Below are 21,198 nucleotides of genomic sequence, written 5' to 3'. Positions count from 1 at the left end.
CCGCTCCATTCCATCGGTCCGGTCCTTAGGGTGGGGGCATGCTCTCGGAACCGCGTTCAGGACGCCTTGCCGCTTGGGGAAACGCCCTTTTGGCCGGAGTTGTCTCTCCGGATGACGCCGCTCTCGCCATCGTGGGCGAGGACGCGGTGCACCGGGTGGAGGGGCTGCCGGGTGACCCGGCGCCGGTCGGGCTCACGCTCGCGCTCGGGCGACTGCGGTCGCTGGGGGTGACCGGCCTGCGGGTCGCGCTGCCCGCGCCCGGTCATCCGCTGGGGCTGAGCGGTCCGCCCGAGTTCAATGCGCGGGCGCTGGAGGCCGAGGAGGCGGTGGTCTGCTTCGGTGCCGCGTTCGGGTTGGTTCCGGAGGTGTACGCGGCCGGGCCCGAGGGTGATCTGCACATCGAGGTCGTCTGGCATGTGCTGCCGGTGCGGGAGGCGCCGCCCGCCGATGTGCCGTCGCTGGGCGAGGCGGAGCGGGAGCTGGCGGAAGCCCTGCGGGACGCGACCGAGATGCTGTCGAAGCTGGATGTCGCCGGGTCGGGTCCGGTGGCGGAAGCGGCGATCGACGCGTACCGGGCGCGGGCCGGGCGGGGGCGGGAGGTGCTGGCGCCCGGGTACCCGCCTCGTGCGGTGCGGGTGCTGGAGCTGGCGCAGCGGGTGGGGATGCTGGTGTCCCTGGCCCACGACAACGGGCACGGGGGTGCGGTCAGCTCCGCCGAGATGGCGGCGCGGTCCGCGGCGCTGCGGCCGGTCGAGCGGACGGCCCGGCGGGCGCAGGTGGCGGCGTACAACTCCGTCGTGGAGGAGCGGGAGCGCGGTCGCTGAACCGGCAGGGGCTCCCCGAGTCGGTCGATCGAGGAGCCCTCTTGGCTGCCTGCCGTCTCAGTTGTTGGCCGCCGTGTTGCCGAAGGCGGGGTTCAGGGCGCCGATGACGTTCACGCTGTCGCCGGACACGTTCACCGGGACGTGCACCGGAGCCTGGACGACGTTGCCCGAGCCGACACCCGGGGACGTCGAGGCCGCGCCGCCGGCGGTCGAGTCGGCGATGGCGGCTCCGGCGGAGGCGCCTGCGGCGATGCCGGCGACGGTCAGGGCGAGGGCGGCCTTCTTGGCGAAGTTCATGGAACGGGTTCCTCCTGCGTGTGCGGGTCCGACCCGGCCGTGGGTCGTGCGCTGATCAACGCCGGAGTCCTCGCCGGGGTGCGGGGTCCGCACGTCGAGCCCCCGTTCAGGCCACTCGGATGAAAACCGGACAGGCCTCCCGGTGGGCCCGGGAGGCCTGAGGTCGTCAGTGGCCGTGCCTCACTGGTTGAGGCCGAGGTTGCCGAAGGCCGGGTTCAGCACACCGATGACGTTCACGCTGTTGCCGGACACGTTCACCGGGACGTGCACCGGGGCCTGGACGACGTTGCCCGAGCCGACACCCGGAGAGCCGTGGGCCGCACCGCCGGCCCAGGCCCCGTCCGTGGCGGAGGCCATCCCCGCACCGGCGGCCACCAGACCACCGGCCACCATCGTCACGGCCGCTGCCTTCTTCAGGTTCTTCACTGTCTGAGCCCTCCTTGGCGTTCGCCGCGGCGGTTCACCGCGGCACGCACTGGAGAACGGCGGAGATCACCGGAGGATGCGCCATCCGGGTGACATTCCCACGACGGTATGAATCTCAGCCCGGAACGGAACCTTCCGAGTTGCCGTCCGTGAGGCGTTGGGGAGGGCGTTTCAGCCGGTCACGCCATGGCGTACGGCCCACAGGGCCGCCTGGGTGCGGTCGGCGAGGTCCAGTTTCATGAGGATGTTGGAGACGTGCGTCTTGACGGTCTTCTCGGACAGTACGAGGGCACGGGCGATCTCCCGGTTGGAGCGTCCGTCGGCGATCAGGCCGAGCACCTCGCGCTCCCGTTCGGTGAGCGAGCCCCCTCGTCCCTGACCCGAGTTGGCCTCCTCCTGGGAGAGCAGGGCGCCGGCGACCTCGGGCTGCAGCAGGACGTGCCCGGCGTGCACGGAGCGGATGGCACCGGCGAGCGCGTCGGGGTCCACGTCCTTGTAGACGTACCCGGCGGCGCCCGCGCGCAGGGCCGGGACGACCGTGCGCTGCTCGGTGAAGCTGGTGACGATCAGCACGCGCGCGGGGTTGTCCAGTTCGCGGAGTCTGCGCAGGGCGTCGATGCCGTCCATGCCCGGCATCTTGACGTCCATGAGGACGACGTCGGGCCGCAGCTCCTCGGCACGGGCGACTCCCTCGGCACCGTCGGCGGCCTCGCCGACGACCTCGATGTCGTCCTGCACCTCAAGGAAGGTGCGCAGGCCCCGGCGGACGACCTGGTGGTCGTCGACGAGCAGCACCTTGATTGCGTCAGCCACCGGGGACCTCCATCTCGATCGTGGTGCCCTTGCCGGGCGCCGATTCCACGGTCAGCGTGCCGCCGACGCCGCTCGCCCGGTCCCGCATCGAGACCAGGCCCAGGTGCCGTCCGGCGCTGCGGACCGACCGCGGGTCGAAGCCACTGCCGTCGTCGCTGACGCGCAGCACGGCTCCGCCGCCGCGCCGGTCCACGGTCACGCCGACGTGCTCGGCGCCGGAGTGCCGCAGGGCGTTGTGCAGGGCTTCCTGGGCGACCCTGAGCAGGGCCTCCTCCTGGGCGGCCGGCAGGGCGCGGAAGCCGTTGCCGGCGAAGGTGACGCGCGCGGTGTGGGCGCGGTCGAGGACCTGTATCTGGGTGCGCAGGGTGGCGATCAGGCCGTCCTCGTCCAGGGCGGCGGGACGCAGCTCCACCACGGCGGCGCGCAGTTCGTCCGCCGCCTCGGCGGCGAGCGCGGCGACCTGGTGCAGCTCGCCCTTGGCGCGGGCGGGGTCGCGGTCGATCAGCGCGGCCGCGGCCTGGGCGGTCAGGCGCAGGGAGAAGAGCTTCTGGCTGACCGCGTCGTGCAGTTCGTGGGCGAGGCGGGAGCGCTCCTCGGCGATGGTCAGCTCACGGCTGCGCTCGTACAGGCGTGCGTTGGTGAGGGCGATGGCGGCGTGCTGGGCGAGGATGGAGAGCAGTTCCTCGTCCTCCTCGGTGAAGCCGCAGCTGCCTTCCGGTTTGGGACAGTTCTTGTTGGCCAGAAACAGGGCGCCTATGACCTCGTCGCCGTCCCTGATCGGCAGGCCCAGGAAGTCGGACATCTCCGGGTGGGCGGACGGCCAGCCCTCGAAGCGCGGGTCCTTGCGCACGTCCGCGAGGCGCTCGGGCCTGGCCTCCTGCAGCATCGCGGCGAGGATGCCGTGTTGGCGGGGCAGCGGGCCGATGGCCTTCCACTGGGCGTCGCTGACGCCGTCGACGACGAACTGGGCGAAGCCGCCGTGGTCGTCGGGGACGCCGAGGGCGGCGTACTGCGCGTCGAGCAGCTCGCGGGCCGAGGCGACGATCGTCTTCAGGACGTCGCGCACCTCGAGATGCCTGCTCATGGCCAGCAGCGCGGAACTCACCGCGGCGAGGCCGGACCGGGGGCCTTGACTCATGTCCTCACGGTACCGGCGGGGTGTGACGGCGCGGATCGGACCGGTGACCTCCCGGTCCGGTCCGATGGGCCTAGGACCGGCGAGGTAGGTCTCCGGCCCCGCGACGTGCGGCGTACGTCGAAGGACCCCGCTGTATTGCGGCCCGCGTCCGAGGCGGCGCAAGGGGTGCCGTTCCTACGTTGTGGTCACCGCTCCGACGAGGGCGGCAAGCGACGAGGGGACGGTTGTCATGCCGGTAGCGATCATCACGGGGGCCTCCAAGGGCCTGGGGCGGGCGCTCGCCGAGGCGCTGGCCGCGCGGGGCTGGGACCTGGTGCTCGACGCCCGCGGCGCGGGGGCACTGGGGGAAGCCGCGGAGGCGGTCGCCGGGCACGGTACGCGGGTGGAGGCGCTGCCCGGCGACGTCACGGACGCCGGGCACCGGGCCGAGCTGGTGGCCGCCGCGCGGAAGCTGGGCGGTGTCGACCTGGTGGTGAGCAACGCGAGCGCGCTGGGTGCCGAGCCGCTGGTGCGGCTGGCGGAGCTGCCCCTCGCGGGGCTGCGGCGGGCGCTGGAGGTGAACGTGGTGGCGGCGCTGGGCCTGATCCAGGAGGCGTTGCCGCTGCTGCGGGAGTCGCCGGCGGGCGCGGTCGTCGCGGTCAGCTCGGACGCGGCGGCGGAGGCGTACGAGACGTGGGGCGGCTACGGCGCCTCGAAGGCGGCCCTGGACCAGCTCGCCGCGGTGCTCGCCGCGGAGGAGCCGGGGCTCCGGGTGTGGGCGGTGGATCCCGGGGACATGGCCACGGACCTGTATGCCGCGGCCGTACCGGACGACGACGATCCGCGTCCGGCGCCCCGCAGTGTCGTACCGGCGTTCCTGCGGCTGCTGGACGAGCGGCCGGCGAGCGGGCGGTATGCGGCGCCGACCCTGGCGGAGGGGCGATGACCGTCGCGGTGAAGGTGCCGGAGGAGCTGTCCGCACGGGTGCCGGCCGAGCAGCGCGGGCCCGGCCTTGACCGGGACGACGTACGGCTGCTGGTGTCGCGCGGCACCGAGGTGACACACCACGTGTTCGCCGAGCTGCCGCGGCTGCTGCGGGCGGGGGACCTGCTGGTGGTGAACACCTCGCCCACGCTGGCCGCCGCGGTGGACGGGCGGATCGGGCACGCGCGTGTGGTGGTGCACTTCTCGACGCGCGGGGACGACGGGCGGTGGGCGGTGGAGCTGCGGGATCCGGACGGGAGGGGTACTACACGCGCGCGTGAAGAAAGCAGGGCGCGTAGCGCTCCTTGGAAGGGCGGTGGCGGGAGACGGGCGGGCGGGCCTGCGGGGAGAGAGGTGTTCCTGCCGGGCGGGGCCCGGCTGGTGCTCGAGGAGCCGCTGAGCGGGCGGGGTGAGCGGCTGTGGTGGGCGCGGGTGTCCGGGGCGGAGGTCCTCCGGGTGCTGCGGGAGCACGGGCGGCCCATCCGCTACTCCTATACGGAGCGGGACCAGCCGCTCTCCGTGTACCAGACGGTGTTCGCGCTGCCCACGCCGGACGGGGCGGGCAGCGCGGAGATGCCGAGTGCGGCGCGGCCCTTCACCGCGCGGCTGGTGGCGGAGCTGGTGAGCCGTGGGGTGCAGTTCGCTCCGATCACCCTGCACACGGGGGTGGCGTCGGCGGAGGCGCACGAGCCGCCGTACCCGGAGCGGTTCGCCGTGCCGGCGGCGTCGGCGCAGCTGATCAACGCCGTGCGGGCGAGTCGGGCAGGGCGCGAAACGCTGCCTGGGCAGGGTGGTGGTGGCAGACGGCTGGGCGGGCGGGTGATCGCGATCGGGACGACGGCCGTGCGGGCCGTGGAGTCGGCGGCCGGGCCGGACGGGGTGGTGCGGGCGGCCGAGGGGTGGACCGATCTGGTGGTCACGCCCGAGCGGGGGGTACGCGTGGTCGACGGGCTGCTGACCGGGCTGCACGAGCCGGAGGCCTCGCATCTGCTGATGCTGCAGGCGGTCGCGGGGCGGGCCGCGGTCGACCGCGCGTACGAGGAGGCGCTGCGCGGGCTCTATCTGTGGCACGAGTTCGGGGACGTCCACCTCGTCCTCCCGGAGGAGAACCCTCACGCAGAGCGTTGCGACGGCAACTCCAGGTGAGACCGCTACGCCTCCGATGTGAGCCCGCACATAGGGCACACATCACTTACGAACGGACATAGGAGATATAGCCTCCCGGCACGAACGGGGCAGACGTTCCAGTCTGTCCCGTTTTGCCCTTCCCCGATCCACTATCGGGGATAGTACGTCACACCTTTGCCACGGGATTTTGCGGCCGCTAAGAATTGCTCCCGTCGCTCAGCGCTGCGGGGTTCCCCCCGCGGCGTTCGTGCAGGAGGACCGGATTCTTCCGACGGACACAGAGCGACCTCCGCGCTATCCGAAGAGGTCCATCAGCATGCCCAAGAACATCCTCACCCGTGGTCATAGTCGCTCGCTGACCAAGCAGCACAAGATCGCGATCGCCGGTGTCGGCGTCCTCGGCGCCGCCGCTCTCGCCCTCTCGGCCGTCCCCAGCAGCGCCGAGACCATCACCGCCGGTGCCCCGGCCGAGGCGCCGCAGGTGGCCGCCCAGCCGGTCAAGGACGTCAAGGGCACGCTCACCAGCCAGCTCGCCACGGAGACCGTCAAGCTCGACGCCTTCGCCGCCAAGCAGAAGGCCGCGGTCGACGCCGCCGCCAAGGCGAAGGCCGAGACCGCGGCGAAGCAGAAGGCCGCCGCCGAGGCCGTCAAGAAGGCCGCCCAGGAGCGCGCCGCCAAGGCGGCCGCGAGCCGTTCCGCGCAGCGCCCCCAGATGCAGCTGGTCGCCGCGAAGACCTACGCGAACAACCTCGACGGCTGGATCCGCCAGGCCCTGGACATCATGAAGGCCAAGGGCATCCCGGGCAGCTACAACGGCCTGCACAAGAACATCATGCGGGAGTCGTCCGGCAACCCCATGGCGATCAACAACTGGGACATCAACGCGATCAACGGCATCCCGTCGAAGGGCCTGCTGCAGGTCATCCCGCCGACCTTCAACGCGTACCACGTCGCCGGCACCTCGTGGGACATCTACAACCCGGTCGCCAACATCACCGCCGCCGCCAACTACGCGGCCGACAAGTACGGCTCGATCGACAACGTCAACAGCGCGTACTGAGGCAGGCGCGGACCTCTGACGACGCAACGCCGAAGGGCGGCACCCCATGAGGGGGTGCCGCCCTTCGCGTCGTACGGGCGCGGTTACTTCCGCATGACCTCCGGCTCGTGCCGGCGCAGGAAGCGGGCGACGAAGAAGCCGCAGACCACACCGAGGACGATCAGCGCGAACATGTCCAGGCCCCAGGCCGAGGCCTCGTGGTTCCACAGCGGGTCCGTGCTGCTCGGGTCGTCGGTGTTCGGCGCGATGTTGTTGAAGTCCAGCGTGGCGCCCGCGGCGGCCACCGCCCAGCGCGACGGCATCAGGTACGAGAACTCGTTGACGCCGAGGGTGCCGTGCAGGGTGAAGAGGCAGCCGGTGAAGACGACCTGGATGATCGCGAACATCACCAGCAGCGGCATGGTCTTCTCGGCGGTCTTCACCAGCGAGGAGATCACCAGGCCGAACATCATCGAGGTGAAGCCGAGCGCCATGATCGGCAGGCACAGCTCGAACAGCGTCGAGCTGCCGAGGACGAGCCCCTTGTCCGGGATCTCACGGCTGGAGAAGCCGATCAGGCCGACCATCAGACCCTGGAGCACGGTGACCGCGCCCAGGACGACCACCTTCGACATCAGGTAGGCCGACCGGGACAGGCCGGTCGCGCGCTCCCGCTCGTAGATGACCCGTTCCTTGATCAGCTCACGCACCGAGTTGGCCGCACCGGCGAAGCACGCGCCGACCGCGAGGATCAGCAGCACCGTGGTGGCCGTGCCGTTCGGGACGTGCGCGCCGGTGCGCGGGTTGACCGCCTCGTTGACCAGCAGGCCCCGGTTGTGGTCGATCAGCAGGCTGACCGCGCCGAGCACCGCCGGCAGGATCACCGTCAGCGCCAGGAATCCCTTGTCGGAGGCGATGACCGCCACGTACCGCCGGATCAGGGTCATCAACTGCGACCCCCAGCCTTGCGGCTTGGGCGGCTTCATCGCCTGCGGCGGAGGCATGTGTACGGACTGCGGGGCGACGGCGTCGATGTCCGCGGCGTACATCTGGTAGTGCTGCGAGCCCTTCCAGCGGCCCGCCCAGTCGTAGTCGCGGTAGTTCTCGAAGGCGGAGAAGACGTCGGCCCAGGTGTCGTAGCCGAAGAAGTTCAGCGCCTCCTCCGGCGGACCGAAGTAGGCGACGGAGCCACCCGGCGCCATCACCAGGAGCTTGTCGCAGATCGCCAGCTCGGCCACGGAGTGGGTGACCACGAGGACCGTACGGCCGTCGTCGGCGAGGCCCCGCAGCAGCTGCATGACGTCGCGGTCCATGCCCGGGTCGAGGCCCGAGGTCGGCTCGTCCAGGAAGATCAGCGACGGCTTGGTGAGCAGCTCCAGGGCCACCGAGACACGCTTGCGCTGGCCACCGGAGAGCGACGTGACCTTCTTGTCCTTGTGGATGTCGAGCTTCAGCTCGCGCAGCACCTCGTCGATGCGGGCGTCGCGCTCCTGGGCCGTGGTGTCGGCGGGGAAGCGCAGCTTGGCCGCGTACTTGAGGGCCTTCTTGACGGTCAGCTCCTTGTGCAGGATGTCGTCCTGCGGGACCAGACCGATGCGCTGGCGCAGCTCGGCGAACTGCTTGTAGAGGTTGCGGTTGTCGTACAGCACCTCGCCCTGGTTGGCGGGCCGGTAGCCGGTGAGCGCCTTCAGCAGGGTCGACTTGCCGGAACCGGACGGGCCGATGACCGCGATCAGCGACTTCTCCGGAACGCCGAAGGAGACGTCCTTCAGGATCTGCTTGCCGCCGTCGACCGTGACGGTCAGGTGGCGCGCGGAGAAGGAGACCTCACCGGTGTCGACGAACTCCTCGAGGCGGTCGCCGACGATGCGGAAGGTGGAGTGGCCGACGCCGACGATGTCGTTCGGGCCGAGCTGCACCGAGCCGCCCTTGGCGATCGGCTGGCCGTTGACGTAGGTGCCGTTGTGCGAGCCCAGGTCACGGATCTCGAAGCGGCCGCCGGGCATCGAGTGGAACTCGGCGTGGTGCCGGGAGACCTGCAGGTCGGAGACGACCAGCTCGTTCTCCAGGGCACGGCCGATGCGCATCACGTTGCCTATGGCGAACTGGTGGAAGGTCGTGGGGCTGCGGTCGCCGTAGACCGGCGGCGCCCCCGCGCCACCACCGGGCACCTTCTGCGCGTACTGCTCGGCCGGCGCGCCCTGTTGCTGCGGGATCTGCGCGGCCTGCTGCGGCTGCTGCCAACCGGCCTGCGGGGCCTGCTGCTGCGGAGTCTGCTGCGCCCAGCCGGCCCCCGCCCCCTGGGCGGCGTACGGCGTGGCCTGCTGCTGAGGCTGAGCTGCCACGGCGGCGCCGGACAGGTTCAGGCGCGGTCCGTCGGTCGCGTTGCCCAGGTGCACCGCCGAGCCCGGGCCGATCTCTGTCTGGCTGATCCGCTGGCCCTGCAGGAAGGTGCCGTTGGTGCTGCCGTGGTCCTCGATGACCCAACTGCGGCCGTTGAAGCTGACCGTGGCGTGACGCCAGGAGACCCTGGCGTCGTCGAAGACGATGTCACCCTGCGGATCGCGTCCGAGGGTGTAAGACCTGGACGGATCGAGCGTCCAGGTCTGTCCGTTTGTTTCCAGTACGAGTTCCGGCACTCCATGCCCCACTGAGTTGTCCCCCGAGTTACCCCCATCACAGGGAGTCTAGGGATGTCGAACATCGTGGGGAACTATTCCAGGCGGGGCCCTGTGACCGAAAGTCGGGCCTTGTGGTGGGCGCCCGCACGCACTTCAACTCGCCCCGTTGACGGGGTTGAAACCGGGCCGGAGAGTGGTAATCCCCCGCGAGGGGGACAAGCGCGGCTCCGGTGCCGCGCCGCGGATCGGGGGGTCTGCCATGAGCGCTGCCACGGGCGTCGAGACCGCACGGCACGGCACCTCGCTGCCGTGGACCGACATCCTGCTGTCCGCGATCGCCGCCGTCAGCTGGGCGTTGATGGGGATGGCGGGCACGGCCGCACTCGGTCTGCATCTGCTGCAGGCGGACGCGGCGGGCTCACTGGGCCCCATGACGGCGGCTGTTGTGGCGCTCGGGGCGGGTGGTTCGGTCTCGCCGTCGGGCGATGTGTCCGCTTTCGGACTGAAGGGCGCCGAGGCCCACACGGCCGTCGAGATCACGCCACTGGGGGTGAGCCTGGTCGGCGCCCTGCTGCTGTCGTGGTTCTTCCTACGGTCCCTGCGCACGGCCGGAGTTGTGATCGCGCCGTCCGAACTCCTCGCGCGCGCAGGCGCGGTGGTCGCCCTCTTCGTGGCCACGCTGGGCGGGCTGGCGTGGGCCGGGCACGACGTCATCACGATCGACGGCGGCTCGCTCGGCCTGGACAAACTGCCCGGCGGGGGCGGCAAGGGGGGCGGCCTGCGCATCCCCGGTCTGGGGGACGTCGGCGGGCTGCTGCCGGACCGGATCGGCGATCTGATCCACGCGAAGGCCGCCGTCGGTTTCAGCGTGGACGCCGCGCCCACCCTCCTCGGCGGCCTCTGCTGGTCCGCCGGAATCCTGCTGATCGCCCTGCTCGCCTCCCGGCGCACTCCCCTGCCGCCCGGCTGGGACGCCGTGCACCGGGTCGTGCGGCCGGCCGTGTCGGCGCTCGTCACCGTGCTGCTGACGGCCGTGGCCGCCGGGCTCGCGGCGGCGGCGTACGCGGCGATCGGCGACGACCATCCGCGCCGGATCGCGGGCGCGGCCCTGCTGGGCGCCCCGAACGGGGTGTGGCTGGGCGTCCCGCTCGGCCTGTTCGTCCCCTGGGACGGCAAGGCCACCGGTGTACTGGCCACCGTGCTGCCCCACCCTCTCGACCAGCTCCTGAGCGCGCACTCGGACCAGCCCGTCACGGTGGGCCGGCTGGCCGAGCTGGACGGGCGGGTATGGCTGCTCGTGGTCGCGACGGCGCTGATGATGCTGCTGGCCGGGGTGCTGACGGCGGTACGGACGCCGCTGACCGGTCCGGTCGGTGCGGCGGGGTTCGCCGGCCGCTGCGCCCTGCGGCTCGGGATCGCGACCGCGCTCGCTCTGCCCTTCCTCGCCTGGCTGGCCGATGTCTCGGTGGACGCCTCGCTGTCCGTGCTGGGCTTCGACGCCTTCGGCGCAGGCATCGAGCTGCACGGCCACCTGGGCATGGCGCTGCTCCTGGGCGCCCTGTGGGGTGCGGGGGCCGGGGCGGCGGGCGCGCTGCTCGCCCGGATGGCGGGGGCCGCGGGGGCTCGGGCGGTGGGGCCGCGGCGGGGTGCGGTGCCGGGTGGGGTGCGGGGTGCGGATCCGGGGTACGGCGGTGCGTCCGGGCCCGCTGCGTACGGTCGTGGCACCGGGACCGGACCGTACGCGCCGGGCAGGCCGTACCGCCCCCCGAACCCGGACACGAACCCCTATCTCCAGGTGCCGGAGCGGTTCCGGGCGGAGCCCGAGGACGCGCGGCCGCCGTCGAGCGGGGACGACGTGTACGGCGCCCCCACCGTGGCCCGGCCCCTCGGCCCGCTTCCTCCCCCGCTCCGGGGCCGTCCGGGCGCGCGCCCGCGCGATCGCGCGCCGGATCCTCCGGACGAGGGGCCGCCGCCCCCTCCGCCGCTGCCGCCGTCTCCGCCCGGCAGACCCAGGAGGTGAACCCGCGGCGGCCGCGTGGAGCGGACGCGCTGGTACTGCCCGTCGCGAGCGCGGGCGTGTCACAGTCGTGGTAGAGCCCGAGCCGTACACCGGTGGCGCAAGGGGCGCGCCGTCGTCCAGCGGCAAGATCCTCTATACCGGCCCGACACCCATTGTTCCGTGTCCGTCAGGCGGACCTCACGGGCGGAAGGCACTGGGTGCCGGATACGGTGGTGACACCATGAGCGCTTCGCAGACCTCCGAGGTCCCCACTCTCCTCGTCAAGATCTTCGGCAAGGACAGGCCGGGCATCACGGCCGGCCTCTTCGACACCCTTGCCGCCTACCTCGTCGACGTGGTCGACATCGAGCAGGTCGTCACCCGAGGCCGCCTGGTGCTGTGCGTGCTGGTCACCCAGCCACCGGCGGGCCTGGAAGGCGACCTGAGGGCCACCGTGCACAGCTGGGCCGAGTCGATGAAGATGCAGGCGGAGATCATCTCGGGGCACGGCGACAACCGTCCCCGTGGTCACGGGCGCTCCCTGGTGACGGTCCTCGGTCACCCCCTCACCGCCGAGTCGACAGCCGCCATCGCAGCCCGGATCGCCAAGGCCGGCGGCAACATCGACCGTATCTTCCGCCTCGCCAAGTACCCGGTGACCGCAGTGGAGTTCGCCGTCTCCGGTGTGGAGACCGAGCCGCTGCGCACGGCCCTGGCGTCCGACGCGGCGGCACTGGGTGTCGACATCGCCGTCGTCTCGGCGGGCCTGCACCGGCGCGCCCAGCGGCTGGTGGTCATGGATGTGGACTCCACCCTCATCCAGGACGAGGTCATCGAGCTGTTCGCCGCGCACGCCGGCTGCGAGGACCAGGTCGCCGAGGTGACGGCCGCCGCGATGCGCGGGGAGCTGGACTTCGAGCAGTCGCTGCACGCGCGCGTCGCCCTGCTGAAGGGGCTGGACGCCTCGGTGGTGGAGAAGGTGCGCAACGAGGTACGGCTGACGCCGGGGGCGCGCACGCTCATCCGCACCCTGAAGCGCCTCGGCTACCAAGTGGGGGTCGTCTCCGGTGGGTTCACCCAGGTCACGGACGACCTGAAGGAGCGGCTGGGGCTGGACTTCGCCCAGGCCAACACGCTGGAGATCGTCGACGGGAAGCTGACCGGGCGGGTCACCGGCGAGATCGTGGACCGTGCGGGCAAGGCGCGGCTGCTGCGCCGGTTCGCCGCGGAGGCCGGGGTGCCGCTGTCGCAGACGGTGGCGATCGGTGACGGTGCCAACGACCTGGACATGCTGAACGCGGCCGGTCTCGGGGTCGCCTTCAACGCCAAGCCGGTGGTCCGCGAGGCCGCGCACACGGCGGTGAACTTCCCCTTCCTCGACACGGTCCTCTATCTGCTGGGCATCACCCGCGAAGAGGTCGAGGCCGCCGACACCCACGACGAGGGCTGAGCCGCCCCGGACGGATCCCCCACCGGATGCGAGGAGGGCCCGGCACCGCCACGGTGCCGGGCCCTCCTGCCGTGGGCGTCGTCACTCGGAGGGTGCCCAGTAGTCCGTCAGCGTGGCCACGGCCGGCTCCAGGCTCTTCCAGGCGCCGTCGTAGGAGAGCAGCGCGAAGCCCGCGGCGGGGAAGCCACGGCGGTTCATCCGCTCGCGGGCGTCACCCTCGCAGTCGCCCGCGAGGATGTCGGCCAGGCCGTGCACGCCCGGGTTGTGACCGATCAGGATCACGTTCTGCACGTCGTCCGGGATCTCGTTGAGCACGGCGATCAGCTCGCCGGGCGAGGCCTCGTAGACCCGCTCCTCATAGGTGGTTTTCGGCCGGTGCGCGAGCTCGTGGACGGCGAGCTTCCAGGTCTCACGGGTCCGGACCGCGGTGGAGCACAGGGCCAGGTCGAAGGCGATACCGGTGTCGGCCAGCCTGCGCCCGGCGACTGCGGCGTCCTTGCGGCCCCGCTCGGCGAGCGGGCGGTCGTGGTCGGACACCTGGGGCCAGTCGGCTTTCGCATGCCGGAAGAGGACGATCCTGCGGGGTTCTGCGACGCTCATGGCACCCAGCTTCGCATGAAACAGGCCATGTGGCGCAGGGAGTTGACATGCGGATTCACCGCGTACCGAGGCTCCGCGTCAGCGCGCGAGGAGCTGCTGCACACGCTCGAAGAGCTGCGTGATCGCCGGATCACCGGTCGCCGCGTGGGCGTCCGACGGGTTCAGTATCAGCGTCAGCAGCGCGACGAAGGCGAGCGCGGGCAGGGCGAGCGCCCACCAGGGCAGCCGGATGTCGACGCCGCCCGTGGTCGCCGGGTGGGGCCGGGTGTGCGTGCGGGCCGACATGGTCGCCTCCGTGGGTCCTCGAGTGCTCCTGGCCGCCTGCTGCGGTCACATCTCGAAGCTACGGAGTCCGGGGCCCTCAACCCATCCGGTGACCCACCCACTTGACCCTGACACCGACCCCCTAGGGGATGGTGGGGCCAGCCCCACCATCGGGGCGCGCCGCGGGTCGTGCGGGGGCCGGATCAGGGTGAGGCGATCGTCGCGATGACGGCGATGATCGCGAAGATGGCGAAGAACGCGCCGAAGATGATCAGCATCTTCTTCTGGCCGTTCTGCGGGTTCGGGTCGAGCACTGGCATGCCGCCAGTCTCGCACCCTGCGTGCGCGCCCCGTGCGCCGGGGTCGTCAGCGCGCCGCCGCCTCGTCCTCCACGATGCGGTCGCGGCCCGCCAGGAAGCCCACCGCCATCTGGGGCAGCATCAGACCCGCCATGAGGGCGATCGGCACCCCCCAGCCGCCGCTCTGCTGGTAGAGCACACCGACCAGCAGCGGGCCGGGGATGGAGATCAGGTATCCGGTGCTCTGGGCGAACGCGGACAGCTGGACGACGCCCGGGCCGGTCCTGGCCCGCATGCCGACCATCGTCAGCGCCAGCGGGAAGGCACAGTTGGAGACGCCTAGCAGCACGGCCCAGGCCCAGGCGCCGGCGGCCGGGGCGAAGTACAGGCCGGCGTATCCGGCGAGGCCGCAGACGCCCAGGAGCAGCACGATCGGCCCCTGGTGGGGCAGCCGGGTGGCGACCCGCGGGATGACGAAGGCCAGGGGCACGCCCATCACCATGGTGACGGCGAGGAGCAGGCCCGCCGTGCCCGCGGGGACGCCTGAGTCGCGGAAGATCTGGGCCATCCAGCCCATCGTGATGTAGGCGGCGGTGGCCTGGAGCCCGAAGAAGACGGCGAGCGCCCAGGCGGTACGGCTGCGGGTGATGCGCAGCGGGGCCTGCTGGTCCTGCGCCGCACGCACCGGCTCGTGGGCGCGGCCGGGGGCGTGCTCGGTGCCCCGCCCCCGAACCAGCGGCAGCCAGGGCAGCACGGCGGCGGCCGCGAGCGCCGCCCACACGGCGAGTCCGGACTGCCAGCCGCCGCCCAGGGCGTCGGCCAGGGGCACGGTCACGGCGGCGGCGACGGAGGTGCCGAGGGCGAGGGCCATGGAGTACAGGCCGGTCATGGAGCCGACCCGGTCGGGGAACCAGCGCTTGACGATGACCGGCATCAGCACGTTGCTGACGGCGATGCCCATGAGGGTGAGCGCGCTGGCGGCCAGGAAGCCGGCCGTGCCGCCGGCGTAGGGCCGTATCAGCAGGCCCGCGGTGATGGCGGCCATGCCCGCGCACACCACCGCGGCCGGTCCGAAGCGGCGGGCCAGCCGCGGCGCGGTGATGCCGAAGACGGCGAAGCAGAGCGGGGGCACGGAGGTGAGCAGCCCGGCCACGCTGCCGCTCATGCCGAGGCCGTCGCGGACCTCCTCCAGGAGCGCGCCGAGGCTCGTGATGGCCGGCCGGAGGTTCAGCGCGGACAGCACGATGCCGACGACGACCAGCCGTGTCGCCCACGCGCGCGTGGGGGGCGTGCGACGGGTGCCCGCCGCGGTGGTCGTACCGCGTTCGGCCGACGACGGCTCCGTACGGGTTGCCGCGGTCGGGGTCTGCGCGGTCGGGTACTCCGCGGTCCGGGTTTCCTCACTAGCCATGCCGACCATCATAGAATCATGGGATGATTGGTTGTCCATCCCCGGGACGCAGTCGTCCGGGCCTCGCGTGCGAAGGTGTGCCATGCCCCTGAGCCACCCGCGTCGTTCGGCGCTGTCCGAGCAGGTCATCGCCGAACTGCGCAATCAGATCGCCTCCGGCGAGTGGCCGGTCGGCTCGCGCATCCCGACCGAGCCCGAGCTGGTCGAGCAGCTCGGCGTCGCCCGCAACACCGTCCGCGAGGCCGTCCGCGCGCTCGCGCACAACGGCCTGCTGGACATCCGCCAGGGCTCGGGCACGTACGTCGCGGCGACCAGCGAGCTGGCCGGCGTGATGCACCGCCGGTTCGCGGACGCCGACCCCCGGCACATCGCCGAGCTGCGCTCCACGCTGGAGTCGGCGGCGGCCAAGCTGGCGGCCGAGCGGCGCACCGAGAAGGACCTCAAACAGCTGGACGCGCTCCTGGCCCGGCGCGAGGAGGCCTGGGAGAGCGGCGAGGCCGAGGCGTTCGTGAGCGCCGACACCACCTTCCACCTGGCCGTGGTGGCCGCCTCCCACAACGACGTCATGACGGCGATGTACGCCGACCTGGGAGAGGTGCTGCGGGACTGGCTGCGCGCGGACGTCGGCGCCGAGCTGACGCCCGAGACGTACATGGACCACACACGGCTGGTGGACGCGATCCGCACGGGCGACGCGGAGGCCGCCGCCGCGGAGGCGGCGAGCTATCCGTTCCTGTGCCGTCCGGGCAGGTTCAGCGCGCCTTCTGGTGGCTGATCCACACCGAGCGGACTTCCTTCCAGCACCGGCCGGTCAGCCGTAGGGTCATGGCGGCCGCGGTGTCCACCGGGGCGCTGTCGGTGTCGATGTCCCACCAGCGGGCGCATTCGATGTGCAGCCGCACCCGGTCGGTGTCGACGTAGGGGTTGTGGCAGTACGCCACCACGTGCGAGCCGGTGACGGTCGTACGGCACGCGGCGCCGAACAGGCTCGGCGCGGGCGGATCGCCGTGGCCCACGCGCGTGTGGGGCAGCGCGTCGTACGGCAGGGAGAGCACGAGGGCTACGGCCACGGTCAGCGGGGCCAGGCTGCGGGACAGGCGCACAAGGGGACCTCCTCGGCCGGGCTGCGGAGGATGCGCGGGGTGAACCCGTAATCCAGAGTGCGCCGTCGGCCCCGGGCCCCGCCCGGCCGGGTACGCCGAACGAGTGACGCCCCGCCCCCGCGGACCGCGGAGAACGGGGCGTCGACGTCAGGCGAGGGTCACGCGCCGATGGCGTGCAGACCGCCGTCCACGTGGATGATCTCGCCGGTGGTCTTCGGGAACCAGTCGCTCAGCAGCGCGACGACACCCTTGCCGGCCGGCTCCGGGTCCTTGAGGTCCCACTCCAGCGGGGAACGGGTGTCCCACACGGAGGCCAGATCGCTGAAGCCCGGGATGGACTTGGCGGCCATCGAGCCGAGCGGGCCGGCGGAGATGAGGTTGCAGCGGATGTTCTGCTTGCCCAGGTCGCGGGCGATGTAGCGGCTGGTGGCCTCCAGGGCGGCCTTGGCCGGGCCCATCCAGTCGTACTGCGGCCAGGCGAAGGAGGCGTCGAAGGTGAGGCCGACGACCGAGCCGCCGTTCTGCATCAGCGGCAGGCAGGCCATGGTCAGCGACTTCAGGGAGAACGCCGAGACGTGCATGGCGGTGGCGACCGACTCGAACGGCGTGTTGAGGAAGTTGCCGCCGAGCGCGTCCTGCGGGGCGAAGCCGATGGAGTGGACGATGCCGTCGAGGCCGCCGAGCTCCTCGCCGACCACGTCGGCCAGGCGGGCGAGGTGCTCGTCGTTGGTGACGTCCAGCTCGATGACCTTGGTCGGCTTCGGCAGCTTCTTGGCGATGCGCTCGGTCAGCGTGGGCCGCGGGAAGGCGGTCAGGATGATCTCGGCGCCCTGCTCCTGGGCGAGCTTGGCGACGTGGAAGGCGATGGAGGATTCCATCAGCACACCCGTGATCAGGATGCGCTTGCCCTCGAGGATTCCGCTCATGGTGATCAGTGACCCATTCCCAGTCCGCCGTCAACGGGGATGACGGCTCCAGTGATGTACGAAGCGTCGTCCGAGGCGAGGAACCGCACCGTCGCGGCGATCTCCTGCGGCTGCGCGTAACGGCCGAGCGGCACCTGCGACACGATGCTCTCGCGCTGCTGCTCGGTGAGCGCCTTGGTCATGTCGGTGTCGACGAAGCCGGGCGCGACGACGTTGAAGGTGATGTTGCGCGAGCCCAGCTCACGGGCGAGGGAACGCGCGAAGCCGACCATGGCGGCCTTGGAGGCGGCGTAGTTCGCCTGTCCCGCCTGGCCGAGCAGGCCGACCACGGAGGAGATCAGTATGACGCGGCCCTTCTTGGCGCGCAGCATGCCTCGGTTGGCTCGCTTGACGACGCGGAAGGTGCCCGTGAGGTTGGTGTCGATGACCGAGGTGAAGTCCTCCTCGGACATGCGCATCAGGAGCTGGTCCTTGGTGACGCCGGCGTTGGCGACGAGGACCTCGACCGGACCGTGCTGCTCCTCGATCTCCTTGTAGGCCTGCTCCACCTGCTCGGCGTCGGTGATGTCGCACTTGACGGCGAGGCAGCCCAATTCCGTCAGGGCGGCCGGCGGCTCACCCGAGCGGTACGTGATCGCAACCTTGTCGCCGGCGTCGGCGAAAGCGCGGGCGATGGCGAGGCCGATGCCCCGGTTGCCTCCGGTGACGAGAACCGAGCGGCTCAACGGATCACCCTTTCGTTTGCGGTCTGATGCGGTCGGACAGCCCGCCCGAACAGCTGGATGGCAGGCGGCTTCATCGAAAACCTATCGGTAGCGCCGCTTCCGTGGGCAAGCGGGCACCGACAGTGGCGCGAGTGAGACGCTGTCGGGTCCCTACAGAATGGCCCCGCCTCGGACCGAAACATGTGGTCCGCCGGGCCGCTCCCACGACATGATCGGAACCGACAGGCCACGACAGCAGGGAGACCTCCGTGCCTCATTCCATCGACGAAGCCTTCACGGCGCTTCCGCTAAGGGCTCTGGCCGACGCCGCGCTGGCACGCGCGCGTGCGCTGGGGGCCGAGCACGCGGACTTCCGGTTCGAGCGGGTGCGCAGCGCGTCCTGGCGGCTCAGGGACGCCAAGCCCGCGGGATCGTCGGACACCACCGACCTCGGGTACGCGGTCCGGGTCGTGCACGGCGGTACGTGGGGCTTCGCCTCCGGGGTGGACCTGACCCTGGACGCGGCCGCCAAGGTCGCCTCGCAGGCGGTGGCGATGGCGAAGCTCTCCGCGCAGGTGATCAAGGCCGCCGGGTCGGACGAGCGCGTGGAGCTGGCCGCCGAGCCCGTCCATGCCGAGAAGACGTGGATCTCCTCGTACGAGATCGATCCCTTCTCGGTGCCCGACGAGGAGAAGGCCGCGCTGCTGGCGGAGTGGAGCAACCGGCTGCTGGCGGCGAGGGGCGTGAACCACGTGGACGCCTCGCTGCTCACCGTGCACGAGAACAAGTTCTACGCCGACACCGCGGGCACCGTGACCACCCAGCAGCGGGTGCGGCTGCATCCGCAGCTGACGGCCGTGTCGGTCGACGAGTCGAGCGGCGAGTTCGACTCGATGCGGACGATCGCGCCGCCCGTCGGGCGCGGCTGGGAGTACCTGACCGGGACCGGCTGGGACTGGGACGCCGAACTGGAGCAGATCCCCGAGCTGCTCGCCGAGAAGATGCGGGCGCCGAGCGTGGAGGCGGGCCTGTACGACCTCGTGGTCGACCCGTCCAACCTGTGGCTGACCATCCACGAGTCCATCGGGCACGCCACCGAGCTGGACCGCGCGCTCGGCTACGAGGCCGCCTACGCGGGCACCTCCTTCGCCACCTTCGACCAGCTCGGCAAGCTGAGGTACGGCTCCGAGAGGATGAACGTCACCGGTGACCGCACCGCCGAGCACGGTCTCGCGACCATCGGGTACGACGACGAGGGCGTCGAGGCGCAGTCCTGGGACCTGGTGAAGGACGGCACGCTCGTCGGCTACCAGCTGGACCGCAGGATCGCGAAGCTGACCGGTTTCGAGCGGTCCAACGGCTGTGCGTTCGCCGACTCCCCCGGGCATGTCCCGGTGCAGCGCATGGCCAACGTGTCCCTGCAGCCGGATCCCGCCGGGCTGTCCACCGAGGACCTGATCGGCGGCGTCGACCGGGGCATCTACGTCGTCGGCGACCGGTCCTGGTCGATCGACATGCAGCGGTACAACTTCCAGTTCACCGGGCAGCGCTTCTTCAGGATCGAGAACGGGCGGATCACCGGGCAGCTGAAGGACGTCGCCTACCAGGCCACTACCACCGACTTCTGGGGGTCCATGGCGGCCGTGGGCGGCCCGCAGACCTACGTCCTGGGCGGCGCCTTCAACTGCGGCAAGGCCCAGCCGGGCCAGGTAGCCGCCGTGTCCCACGGGTGCCCCTCCGCCCTCTTCAAGGGCGTCAACATTCTGAACACCACGCAGGAGGCCGGTCGATGAGCGCCCGTACCAACAAGCCGCACGAGGTCGTCGAGCAGGCCCTCGCGCTGTCCCGGGCCGACGGCTGCGTCGTCATCGCCGACGAGGAGTCGACCGCCAACCTGCGCTGGGCCGGCAACGCGCTCACCACCAACGGTGTGACCCGCGGCCGTACCCTCACGGTGATCGCGACCATGGACGGCAAGGAGGGCACGGCCTCCGGTGTCGTGTCGCGGTCGGCGGTGACCACTGAGGAGCTGGAGCCGCTGGTGCGGGCCGCCGAGGCGGCGGCGCGCGGGGCCGGGCCCGCCGAGGACGCCCAGCCGCTGGTCCGTGGTGTCCAGGAGTCCCCGGACTTCACGGACGCGCCCGCCGAGACCTCCTCGGCCGTCTTCGCGGAGTTCGCACCCGCGCTCGGCGAGGCCTTCGCACGCGCGCGGACCGGCGGCCGCGAGCTGTACGGCTTCGCCAACCACGAGATGGTGTCGACGTACGTGGGCACGTCCACCGGGCTGCGGCTGCGGCACGACCAGCCGAACGGCACGCTGGAGCTGAACGCCAAGTCCCCGGACCGGGCCCGCTCGGCGTGGGCGGGCCGCTCCACGCGGGACTTCAAGGACGTCGACCCGGGCGCCCTGGACGCCGAGCTGGCCGTACGCCTCGGCTGGGCCGAGCGGCGGGTGGAGCTGCCCGCGGGCCGGTACGAGACGCTGCTGCCGCCGACCGCCGTCGCGGACCTGCTGATCTACCAGCTGTGGTCGGCCTCGGGCCGGGACGCGGCCGAGGGCCGGACGGTGTTCTCCAAGCCGGGCGGCGGCACCCGTGTCGACGAGAAGCTGAGCGAGCTGCCGCTGAGCCTGCGCAGCGACCCGAACGAGCAGGGCCTGGAGTGCGCGCCCTTCGTGGTCGCCCACTCCTCCGGCGGCGACCAGTCCGTGTTCGACAACGGGCTGCCGGTGCACCCCACCGAGTGGATCGGCGAGGGCGTGCTCAAGCACCTGATCACCACCCGGCACAGCGCCGGCCTGACCGGGCTGCCGGTCGCCCCGGCGATCGGGAACCTGATCCTGGACGGCGGACAGGACCGCTCCCTGGAGGAGATGGTCGCGGCCACCGAGCGCGGGTTGCTGCTGACCTGCCTGTGGTACATCCGCGAGGTCGACCCGGCGACGCTGCTGCTCACCGGCCTGACCCGGGACGGCGTCTACCTCGTGGAGAACGGCGAGGTGACCGGGCAGGTGAACAACTTCCGGTTCAACGAGTCGCCGGTGGACCTGCTCGGCCGGGCCACGGAGGCGGGGCGCACGGAGAAGACGCTGCCGCGGGAGTGGGGCGACTACTTCACCCGGGCCGCGATGCCCGCTCTGCGGATCCCCGATTTCAATATGAGCTCTGTCAGTCAGGGCGTATAACCTCGTAGT

The 21,198-nt window shown here is 71.7% G+C and carries 21 protein-coding genes; 9 read left to right on the top strand and 12 right to left on the bottom strand.

The window, feature by feature from the left end; genetic code table 11:
- Positions 1-38: 38 nt before the first annotated feature.
- Entirely contained in the window at positions 39-824 is a 786-nt protein-coding gene (locus tag ACIF83_RS22995; protein WP_393482221.1) for a hypothetical protein, read from the top strand.
- Positions 825-881: 57 nt separating this feature from the next.
- On the opposite strand, the gene ACIF83_RS22990 is transcribed toward ACIF83_RS22995, so the two are convergent.
- The 4 genes from ACIF83_RS22990 to ACIF83_RS22975 all read right to left on the bottom strand — a co-directional run bounded on the left by ACIF83_RS22990 (position 882) and on the right by ACIF83_RS22975 (position 3,498).
- A complete protein-coding gene (locus ACIF83_RS22990) occupies positions 882-1,121 on the bottom strand; it encodes a chaplin (RefSeq protein ID WP_399729420.1) in 240 nt (79 codons plus the stop codon).
- Positions 1,122-1,301: 180 nt separating this feature from the next.
- The gene (locus ACIF83_RS22985; RefSeq protein WP_393482216.1) at positions 1,302-1,547 is read right to left on the bottom strand and encodes a chaplin; all 246 of its coding nucleotides are present in this window, start codon (positions 1,545-1,547) and stop codon (positions 1,302-1,304) included.
- A 171-nt stretch (positions 1,548-1,718) separates the two neighbouring features.
- Entirely contained in the window at positions 1,719-2,360 is a 642-nt protein-coding gene (locus ACIF83_RS22980) for a response regulator (RefSeq protein ID WP_393482214.1), read from the bottom strand.
- Entirely contained in the window at positions 2,353-3,498 is a 1,146-nt protein-coding gene (locus ACIF83_RS22975) for a GAF domain-containing sensor histidine kinase (RefSeq protein ID WP_393482212.1), read from the bottom strand. The genes ACIF83_RS22980 and ACIF83_RS22975 overlap by 8 nt, the downstream gene beginning before the upstream one ends.
- A gap of 229 nt (positions 3,499-3,727) precedes the next feature.
- Between ACIF83_RS22975 and ACIF83_RS22970 the strand changes: the two genes are divergently transcribed.
- The 3 genes from ACIF83_RS22970 to ACIF83_RS22960 all read left to right on the top strand — a co-directional run bounded on the left by ACIF83_RS22970 (position 3,728) and on the right by ACIF83_RS22960 (position 6,649).
- Positions 3,728-4,423: an SDR family NAD(P)-dependent oxidoreductase gene (locus tag ACIF83_RS22970; RefSeq protein ID WP_399729415.1), complete on the top strand. Its 696-nt coding sequence runs from the start codon at positions 3,728-3,730 to the stop codon at positions 4,421-4,423.
- On the top strand, positions 4,420-5,607 hold the full coding sequence (locus ACIF83_RS22965) for an S-adenosylmethionine:tRNA ribosyltransferase-isomerase (protein ID WP_399729412.1): 1,188 nt from the start codon (positions 4,420-4,422) through the stop codon (positions 5,605-5,607). The genes ACIF83_RS22970 and ACIF83_RS22965 overlap by 4 nt, the downstream gene beginning before the upstream one ends.
- Positions 5,608-5,905: 298 nt before the next feature.
- The gene (locus ACIF83_RS22960; RefSeq protein ID WP_393482203.1) at positions 5,906-6,649 is read left to right on the top strand and encodes a transglycosylase SLT domain-containing protein; all 744 of its coding nucleotides are present in this window, start codon (positions 5,906-5,908) and stop codon (positions 6,647-6,649) included.
- A gap of 83 nt (positions 6,650-6,732) precedes the next feature.
- Here the strand turns inward: ACIF83_RS22960 and ACIF83_RS22955 are convergent, their stop codons facing one another.
- Positions 6,733-9,267 carry an FHA domain-containing protein gene (locus ACIF83_RS22955; RefSeq protein WP_399729409.1) on the bottom strand — a complete coding sequence of 845 codons (2,535 nt, stop codon included), beginning with the start codon at positions 9,265-9,267 and terminating at the stop codon, positions 6,733-6,735.
- 241 nt (positions 9,268-9,508) lie between these two features.
- Between ACIF83_RS22955 and ACIF83_RS22950 the strand changes: the two genes are divergently transcribed.
- Entirely contained in the window at positions 9,509-11,269 is a 1,761-nt protein-coding gene (locus tag ACIF83_RS22950; protein ID WP_399729406.1) for a streptophobe family protein, read from the top strand.
- Positions 11,270-11,489: 220 nt separating this feature from the next.
- Positions 11,490-12,698, top strand: coding sequence for a phosphoserine phosphatase SerB (gene serB, locus ACIF83_RS22945; protein WP_393482194.1), 1,209 nt, complete (start codon positions 11,490-11,492; stop codon positions 12,696-12,698).
- 81 nt (positions 12,699-12,779) lie between these two features.
- On the opposite strand, the gene ACIF83_RS22940 is transcribed toward serB, so the two are convergent.
- The 4 genes from ACIF83_RS22940 to ACIF83_RS22925 all read right to left on the bottom strand — a co-directional run bounded on the left by ACIF83_RS22940 (position 12,780) and on the right by ACIF83_RS22925 (position 15,272).
- Entirely contained in the window at positions 12,780-13,298 is a 519-nt protein-coding gene (locus ACIF83_RS22940; protein ID WP_393482191.1) for a SixA phosphatase family protein, read from the bottom strand.
- A gap of 78 nt (positions 13,299-13,376) precedes the next feature.
- Positions 13,377-13,583, bottom strand: a complete 207-nt coding sequence (locus ACIF83_RS22935) for a hypothetical protein (RefSeq protein WP_399729402.1) — start codon at positions 13,581-13,583, stop codon at positions 13,377-13,379.
- Positions 13,584-13,765: 182 nt separating this feature from the next.
- Positions 13,766-13,882 (bottom strand): SGM_5486 family transporter-associated protein, encoded by a 117-nt coding sequence (locus tag ACIF83_RS22930; protein WP_145874680.1) that lies wholly within the window; start codon positions 13,880-13,882, stop codon positions 13,766-13,768.
- Positions 13,883-13,928: 46 nt separating this feature from the next.
- Positions 13,929-15,272 carry a CynX/NimT family MFS transporter gene (locus ACIF83_RS22925; RefSeq protein ID WP_399729399.1) on the bottom strand — a complete coding sequence of 448 codons (1,344 nt, stop codon included), beginning with the start codon at positions 15,270-15,272 and terminating at the stop codon, positions 13,929-13,931.
- Positions 15,273-15,354: 82 nt separating this feature from the next.
- Between ACIF83_RS22925 and ACIF83_RS22920 the strand changes: the two genes are divergently transcribed.
- Positions 15,355-16,047: a FadR/GntR family transcriptional regulator gene (locus ACIF83_RS22920; RefSeq protein WP_393482182.1), complete on the top strand. Its 693-nt coding sequence runs from the start codon at positions 15,355-15,357 to the stop codon at positions 16,045-16,047.
- Here ACIF83_RS22920 and ACIF83_RS22915 read toward each other — a convergent pair.
- The 3 genes from ACIF83_RS22915 to fabG form a co-directional block, all read right to left on the bottom strand.
- Positions 16,025-16,375, bottom strand: coding sequence for a hypothetical protein (locus ACIF83_RS22915; protein ID WP_399729396.1), 351 nt, complete (start codon positions 16,373-16,375; stop codon positions 16,025-16,027). The genes ACIF83_RS22920 and ACIF83_RS22915 overlap by 23 nt on opposite strands.
- A gap of 158 nt (positions 16,376-16,533) precedes the next feature.
- Positions 16,534-17,301 carry an enoyl-ACP reductase FabI gene (gene fabI / locus ACIF83_RS22910; RefSeq protein WP_094214649.1) on the bottom strand — a complete coding sequence of 256 codons (768 nt, stop codon included), beginning with the start codon at positions 17,299-17,301 and terminating at the stop codon, positions 16,534-16,536.
- Between the two features lie 5 nt (positions 17,302-17,306).
- Positions 17,307-18,026, bottom strand: coding sequence for a 3-oxoacyl-[acyl-carrier-protein] reductase (gene fabG, locus ACIF83_RS22905; RefSeq protein WP_393482177.1), 720 nt, complete (start codon positions 18,024-18,026; stop codon positions 17,307-17,309).
- 248 nt (positions 18,027-18,274) lie between these two features.
- Between fabG and ACIF83_RS22900 the strand changes: the two genes are divergently transcribed.
- Complete coding sequence (locus ACIF83_RS22900) at positions 18,275-19,798, top strand: TldD/PmbA family protein (RefSeq protein ID WP_393482174.1); 1,524 nt, start codon at positions 18,275-18,277, stop codon at positions 19,796-19,798.
- Entirely contained in the window at positions 19,795-21,189 is a 1,395-nt protein-coding gene (locus ACIF83_RS22895; RefSeq protein WP_399729391.1) for a metallopeptidase TldD-related protein, read from the top strand. The genes ACIF83_RS22900 and ACIF83_RS22895 overlap by 4 nt, the downstream gene beginning before the upstream one ends.
- The last annotated feature ends 9 nt before the right edge of the window (positions 21,190-21,198 follow it).

The sequence above is a fragment of the Streptomyces sp. NPDC085866 genome (assembly GCF_044541035.1).
Classification (GTDB): Bacteria; Actinomycetota; Actinomycetes; order Streptomycetales; family Streptomycetaceae; genus Streptomyces.
The sequence above is the reverse complement of the archived record's forward strand: the minus strand, read 5'-3'. Positions and strand labels throughout refer to the sequence as shown.